General features: G+C 34.0%; 5 protein-coding genes. 2 read left to right on the top strand and 3 right to left on the bottom strand.

Going from position 1 to position 7011, the window contains the following annotated elements:
- Nucleotides 1-91: 91 nt before the first annotated feature.
- Nucleotides 92-652 carry a hypothetical protein gene (locus tag ACIQ2I_RS07045; RefSeq protein ID WP_396181720.1) on the bottom strand — a complete coding sequence of 187 codons (561 nt, stop codon included), beginning with the start codon at nucleotides 650-652 and terminating at the stop codon, nucleotides 92-94.
- Between the two features lie 119 nt (nucleotides 653-771).
- On the opposite strand from ACIQ2I_RS07045, the gene ACIQ2I_RS07040 reads away from it, so the two are divergent.
- Both ACIQ2I_RS07040 and odhB read left to right on the top strand, forming a co-directional pair.
- On the top strand, nucleotides 772-3537 hold the full coding sequence (locus ACIQ2I_RS07040; RefSeq protein WP_396181719.1) for a 2-oxoglutarate dehydrogenase E1 component: 2766 nt from the start codon (nucleotides 772-774) through the stop codon (nucleotides 3535-3537).
- A gap of 63 nt (nucleotides 3538-3600) precedes the next feature.
- Nucleotides 3601-4815: a 2-oxoglutarate dehydrogenase complex dihydrolipoyllysine-residue succinyltransferase gene (gene odhB / locus ACIQ2I_RS07035; RefSeq protein WP_396181718.1), complete on the top strand. Its 1215-nt coding sequence runs from the start codon at nucleotides 3601-3603 to the stop codon at nucleotides 4813-4815.
- A gap of 187 nt (nucleotides 4816-5002) precedes the next feature.
- Here odhB and ACIQ2I_RS07030 read toward each other — a convergent pair whose 3' ends face one another.
- Together ACIQ2I_RS07030 and ACIQ2I_RS07025 are read right to left on the bottom strand one after the other, a co-directional pair.
- A complete protein-coding gene (locus ACIQ2I_RS07030; protein WP_396181717.1) occupies nucleotides 5003-6409 on the bottom strand; it encodes an alpha-amylase family glycosyl hydrolase in 1407 nt (468 codons plus the stop codon).
- Between the two features lie 2 nt (nucleotides 6410-6411).
- Nucleotides 6412-7011, bottom strand: a 600-nt coding sequence (locus ACIQ2I_RS07025) for an alpha/beta hydrolase (protein WP_396181716.1), incomplete at its 5' end; no start/stop codon positions are given.

Here is a 7011-nt window from a genome sequence, read left to right as displayed (position 1 = left end):
TGAAAACAATAAAAAGGAAAGTATAAATCGCATAATTTTTTTTGTAAAATTAAGCATTTCTAATAGATTTAATGTTAAGATAAAATTACTTTTAAAACATTACTCTAACAAAAGGAAGCCAATCTTGCGCATATACATTCTTCTGATTGGCAAATAGTAAATTGTACTTTACCCCAAAGGTTACATTTTGTGAGCGATACCCTACACCAATAAAAACAGCTGTATTCCAAAAAGAATCGTTGGAACTATTAACCTCATCAAATTTTCTGGTTACTCGTAATTGTTCCATTTCGGTAGAAAGTTGAATGTTTTCAATTGGATGAAGTAAACCAATTACACTTCCTCCAAAAACAGTTGATTTATATCCCAATGCATTGTAATTTGATGGATTTGATTCTTGAGCAACATAACTCCCTGAAATTCCTGCACCAACGCTAACCGTTTTGTTTATATGATAATATCCTGTTGGAGATAAAGAAAAATTTGAATATCCGTTACCAAAAGCCAAGCCTAATCCTCCGCCATATTGCACTTTTTGCCAAAAAACAGATTGTATTGTAGGAATGCTGTCTTGCTGAGAAAACAAGTGTGCAGAATTGAGAAAAATTAGTGTGTAAAAAAATGTATTTAGTAACTTTCTCTTTATTTTCATTATATTTAGTCCTTATTTGTTAATTTGAACATAAAAGTATAAATTTCTTCGAACATTTAGCATAAAAGTTTATACTTTTGCATAAAATTTTTTAACCAAATCGTCATTTAGACAGAATTATGGATAGGTTTTCCTTTTTAAACGCAGCACATACTGCATTTTTTGCAGATTTATACGACCAATATATACAAAATCCAGACAGTGTAGAACCAAGTTGGAGAAGTTTTTTTCAAGGGTTCGATTTTGCTAATGAATTTTCTAATCCAGGTGAGCAAATTGCACACACCGTTAATAATTCTGTTTCTGGTGATAATTCCGAACAACTTCAAAAAGAATTTAATGTTTTAAAACTAATTGAAGGATACCGGACTAGAGGCCATTTATTTACCAAAACAAATCCTGTTAGAGATAGAAGAACTTATTCTCCAACCTTAGCTTTAGAAAACTTTGGATTGACTCAAGCAGATTTAACAACAGTTTTTGATGCCGCAAAAATGGTACACATGCAACCAAGTAGTTTGGCAGATATTATCAATCATTTAGAGCGTGTTTATTGTTCGTCAATTGGTGTAGAATTTATGTACATCAGAGAGCCAGTGGTGCAAGATTGGATTAAAAACAGATTAGACATCAACGACAATCAGCCGAATTTCTCAGCTGATGAAAAGAAAAATATATTAAAAAAATTAAACGAAGCCGTTTCATTTGAAACCTTCTTACACACAAAATATGTAGGTCAAAAACGTTTCTCTTTAGAAGGTTGTGAAGCTACAATTCCGGCATTAGATGCGCTAATTGAAGCTGCTGCAGAAAAAGGTGTAGAAAAATTTGTAATGGGAATGGCACACCGTGGCCGTTTGAATGTTTTAGCCAATATTTTTGGTAAAGATACACAAAATATTTTCTCAGAATTTGACGGAAAAGACTACGATGATGACATGACTTTTGATGGTGATGTAAAATACCACTTGGGTTTAACATCTGACCGTGTTACGGATTCAGGGAAAAAAATAAATTTAAATTTAGCACCAAATCCATCTCACTTAGAAACTGTTGGTGCAGTTATTGAAGGGATAACAAGAGCAAAACAAGACCGCTATTTTGCAAATGATTTTTCAAAAGTTTTACCCATTGCTGTTCACGGTGATGCCGCTGTAGCCGGACAAGGTATTGTGTATGAAATTATACAGATGGCAAAGTTAGACGGTTATAAAACAGGTGGAACCATTCACTTAGTTATTAATAACCAAGTTGGATTTACCACGAATTATTTAGACGCCCGTTCATCAACCTATTGTACAGATGTTGCAAAAGTAACCTTATCGCCTGTATTACATGTAAATGCAGATGACGCCGAAGCGGTGGTTCATGCCATGTTATTTGCTTTAGATTACCGAATGGAGTTTGGAAGCGATGTTTTTATCGATTTATTAGGATATAGAAAATATGGTCATAACGAAGGTGACGAACCTCGTTTTACACAACCAAAATTATACAAAGCCATTGCCAAACATAAAAATCCTCGTGATATTTATGCAGAAAAATTAATAACTGAAGGTGTAATTGACGACAATTACGTAAAAACGTTAGAAGAAACATATAAATCAAATCTAGATGAAAATTTAGAAGCATCTCGTAAGAAAAGCTTAACTATAATTACACCATTTATGCAAAATGAATGGAACGGTTTTGAACAAGTTTCAGATGATGTTATGCTATCAAAATTTGATACGAAATTTGATAAAAAGCAGTTAACGGATATTGCTTCTACAATTACAGAACTGCCTTCAGACAAAAAATTCATTAGCAAAATCACTAAATTAATTGGCGACAGAAAAGCTATGTTCTTCGAAAAAGACCAATTAGATTGGGCAATGGGCGAATTATTGGCTTACGGATCTTTAATATCAGAAGGTTATGATGTTCGTATTTCTGGACAAGACGTAGAGCGCGGAACGTTTTCGCACCGGCATGCAGTAATTAAAGTAGAAGAATCAGAAGAAGAAGTTATTTTGTTAAACAACGTCAAAAATAGAAAAGGAAACTTTTATATCTACAATTCGCACCTTTCAGAATATGGAGTAGTTGGCTTTGAATATGGTTATGCTTTAGCCTCACCAAATACATTAACCATTTGGGAAGCACAATTTGGCGATTTCTCTAACGGTGCGCAAATTATGATTGACCAATACATTTCTGCAGGTGAAGACAAATGGAACAACCAAAACGGATTGGTTTTCTTATTGCCACATGGGTATGAAAATCAGGGTGCAGAACACTCTTCTGCTCGTATGGAACGTTATTTACAAATGTGTGCCAAACACAATATGTACATTGCGGATGTTACCACTCCAGCCAACTTCTTCCACTTAATGAGAAGACAAATGAAAACTAAATTTCGTAAACCGTTAATTGTGTTTACTCCGAAAAGTTTATTGCGTCATCCGCTAGCGGTTTCTTCAGCAGAAGAATTAGCAAACGGACAATTTCAAGAAGTAATTGACGATACCTTTAAAGACAAAAAAGTAGTTAAATCTTTAGTATTCTGTACAGGAAAAGTATATTATGATATTATTGCCAAACGAGAAGAATTAGGAAGAAATGATGTGGCTGTAGTTCGTTTAGAACAATTATTCCCATTAGCTACAGATCAGATTAAAACAATAATAGATTCTTACCCAAATGTGGATGATTATGTTTGGGCACAAGAAGAACCAAAAAATATGGGCGCTTACGGATATTTATTAATGAATTTCGATTTAGTAAAATTACGTTTGGCCTCACCAAAAGCATATAGTGCCCCCGCAGCAGGAAGTTACGAACGTTCGAAAAAACGTCAAGCTAACGCTATTGCTATGGTTTTTGATAAAAAATTATTTCAATAACAGTTATACAACATTAATATAATTTTAGGAAGCATTTTATCCTAAAACTTAAAACGAAAGAATATGATTTTAGAAATGAAAGTCCCATCACCGGGAGAATCTATAACCGAAGTTGAAATTGCAACTTGGTTAGTAAAAGACGGAGATTACGTTGAAAAAGATCAAGCTATTGCTGAAGTTGATTCAGACAAAGCTACGTTAGAATTACCTGCAGAAGCTAGCGGAATTATTACGCTTAAAGCGGAAGAAGGTGATGCTGTAGCTGTAGGACAAGTAGTTTGCCATATTGATACAGCTGCTGCTAAACCAGACGGAGGAGCGCCTGTGACTGCTGTAGAAAAAGCGCCAGAAGTAAAAAAAGAAGAAGTAAAAGCGGCTCCAGTTGCTGAAAAAACATATGCTGCCGGAGTGCCATCTCCAGCTGCTAAAAAAATATTGGACGAAAAGAAGATCAATCCTTCTGACATCGTTGGGACAGGAAAAGGGGGAAGAATTACTACTGACGATGCCGCAAATGCCATTCCATCAATGGGAACATCAACTGGTGGTCCTCGTGGAACAGAAAGAGTAAAACTTTCTATGTTACGTAGAAAAGTAGCAGAGCGTTTAGTAGCCGCTAAAAACGAGACAGCCATGTTAACTACTTTTAACGAAGTAAACATGACACCAATTAATACTATAAGAAACCAATATAAAGATGAATTTAAGGCGAAACACAATGGTCTTGGTTTGGGTTATATGTCTTTCTTTACAAAAGCGGTTACAAGAGCATTGCAATTGTACCCAGATGTAAACTCAATGATGGATGGCGACCATAAATTGGCTTTTGATTTTGCAGATATTTCAATTGCCGTTTCTGGGCCAAAAGGATTAATGGTTCCTGTAGTTAGAAATGCAGAATTATTAACGTTCCGTGGCGTAGAAGCAGAAATCAAACGTTTGGCTTTACGTGCAAGAGACGGACAAATTACTGTTGACGATATGACCGGTGGAACCTTCACAATTACAAATGGTGGTGTTTTTGGAAGTATGTTATCTACGCCGATTATCAATCCGCCTCAATCTGGAATTTTAGGCATGCATAATATTATTGAGCGCCCAATCGCCGTAAACGGTAAAGTGGAAATTCACCCAATGATGTATGTGGCTTTATCATATGACCACAGAATTATTGATGGTCGTGAATCTGTTGGTTTCTTAGTTGCCGTAAAAGAAGCGCTAGAAAACCCAATGGAATTATTGATGGATAATAATCCTAAAAAAGCGTTGGAGTTATAAAATAAAATTTGTCAATCTGAACTTGTTTCAGATTCTAAATATATAAAATCCCAAATTCAATAGCGTTTGGGATTTTTTTTAATTTGATATTATCTGAATCCTCTCGGTTTAATAAAAATAATTAATCCTATTCCAATAATAAATATTCGTGTTGGTGGATTAAGTAATATGCACTTATGGGAATATTTTAATTGGTTAAAATTAAATATTGCCAAGCTTTTAGGCCAATAGGTGCATCTGTTCTAAATAGAATTTTATTACCCGACATATAATCTGTAAAATCGCCTTTTAATTGAATTTTTGTTTCAATAGTTTGATTCGATAAATTGGCAATGTAAATAATTTTTTTACCGTCTTTTTCACGTTCAAACGCTAAAATTTTAGTGTCGTCATTTGTAGAAATTCGCTTATATGACGCTGGGTTTTTGCCGCCATTTAATGCAATATTTTCGTTTTTTAATTGTCCTAATTTGGCTCTTAATTCCCAGTCTTTTCCTTTGGTTTTTGGAATTGAATCTTTCTCGAAAAACTTCAAACTGTGTTTCAATCCATATTCATTACCACTATATACTAAAGGCATCCCAGGCATAACATATGTTAAAGCTGTCATGGCTTCTTCTGCAGCACCTAATCGAGATTTAATGGTTCCGTTCCAAGAATTTTCATCGTGGTTGTCTACGAAATTCATTAAAATATCATCCGAAGCATATTTTTTTGTATCGTCAATAATTAATTTATCCCAATTTTCAACTGTGTTTTTGCCTTGAGCAATTCTATTTATTGTATGGTGAGCTTCCCATCCATATGCCATGTCAAACAAATTGTCTTTCAATAATTCAGGTTCCCAGGCTTCTGCTAACATAAAGATGGTTTTTACAGCACGTAATTCTGGAATGGTTTTTTGCCAAAAATCAGCAGGAACATTTCCGGCTACATCGCATCTAAAGCCATCAATACCTTCTTTTTGAAGCCAATATTTCATATCGGCAGTCATTGCTGCACGAAGGTTTTGATTGTCGTAATTTAAATCGGCAACGTCTGTCCAACCCCAAGTTTTTCCTGTTTCAGGATTAATTGGATCTATAATTTCTCCTTTTTCATTTTGAGTGTAATATTCTGGATGTTCTTTAATCCAAACATGATCCCAACCTGTGTGATTGGGCACCCAATCTAAAATAACATATATGCCATTTTGGTGCGAAGTTTTTACTAATTTTCTAAAATCTTCTAGCGTTCCAAATTCTGGATTTACTTTTTTAAAATCAGAAACTGCATAATAACTTCCTAAATATTTATGTTGTTCCGCTGCTGGCATTTCTGAAGCAAATTTACTATCATCGCCCCCAGTTGCTTTTCTTTTGGTTTGCGAAATGGGAAAAATAGGCATCACCCAAATAACTTTTACACCTAATTGTTTTAAATTAGGAATGTCTTTTGTAAAAGCGTTAAATGAGCCTTCAGGCGAATATTGACGAATATTCACTTCATAAATAACGGCATTTTCTAATTTTTCGCTTGTTAAATTAGTGGCATTTTGCGCGTAACTATTTATAAAACTTAAGGCAAATACTGCCAATACTACTAATTTTTTCATATCTAATTAAATAAAAATTGTAAAGGTATTTCTAAACGTTTGTTCCAAGATTTTTCTGTATGATCGGCGTTTTCAAATTTTAAATTTTTTGAATTGGAAGTGTCAAATCCTTTAGATTTTAATATGTCATTGACGTCTTTTTCATACCTTACATATTCCGCATCTAAGGTTTTTGTTCCGAAATCAAAATAAATTTTATGTGTTTTTGGATTGGGTAATTTGGCCTTTAAATACTTGAAAAAAGCATTTGGAATAGGATTGTTTTCCGCGTTTTTTAAACCAATCCAATGGGTAGATAAACAAGCCGCTTTTCCGAAAATAGTTGGATATTCGCAAAGGGCATACATTGAAATTAATCCGCCCATGCTAGAACCCATAATTGCTGTGTTTTCTTTATTGGTAAAAACTGAAAAGTTGGCATCTATAAATGGTTTAACTTCGGTAACTAAAAACTTTAAGTAGTTGTCCGATGAAATTTGAGTAAAGTCTAAATTGATTTTTTTAGCTTCATCTATCACGAATTTTTTGTCTGTATCATTTAAAAAATTAAATGCTTTCTGTGGAAAATAATTTAGCCGTCTTATTTCTGGAATGTTCCAAAC

This window comes from Flavobacterium sp. (assembly GCF_044368995.1).
Lineage (GTDB): Bacteria > Bacteroidota > Bacteroidia > Flavobacteriales > Flavobacteriaceae > Flavobacterium.
The sequence above is the reverse complement of the archived record's forward strand: the minus strand, read 5'-3'. Positions and strand labels throughout refer to the sequence as shown.

Excerpts from the sequence above, each read along its gene's own strand:
- odhB (WP_396181718.1), top strand. The coding sequence starts at position 3,601 with ATGATTTTAGAAATGAAAGTCCCATCACCGGGAGAATCTATAACCGAA.
- ACIQ2I_RS07045 (WP_396181720.1), bottom strand. The coding sequence starts at position 652 with ATGAAAATAAAGAGAAAGTTACTAAATACATTTTTTTACACACTAATT.
- ACIQ2I_RS07030 (WP_396181717.1), bottom strand. The coding sequence starts at position 6,409 with ATGAAAAAATTAGTAGTATTGGCAGTATTTGCCTTAAGTTTTATAAAT.
- ACIQ2I_RS07040 (WP_396181719.1), top strand. The coding sequence starts at position 772 with ATGGATAGGTTTTCCTTTTTAAACGCAGCACATACTGCATTTTTTGCA.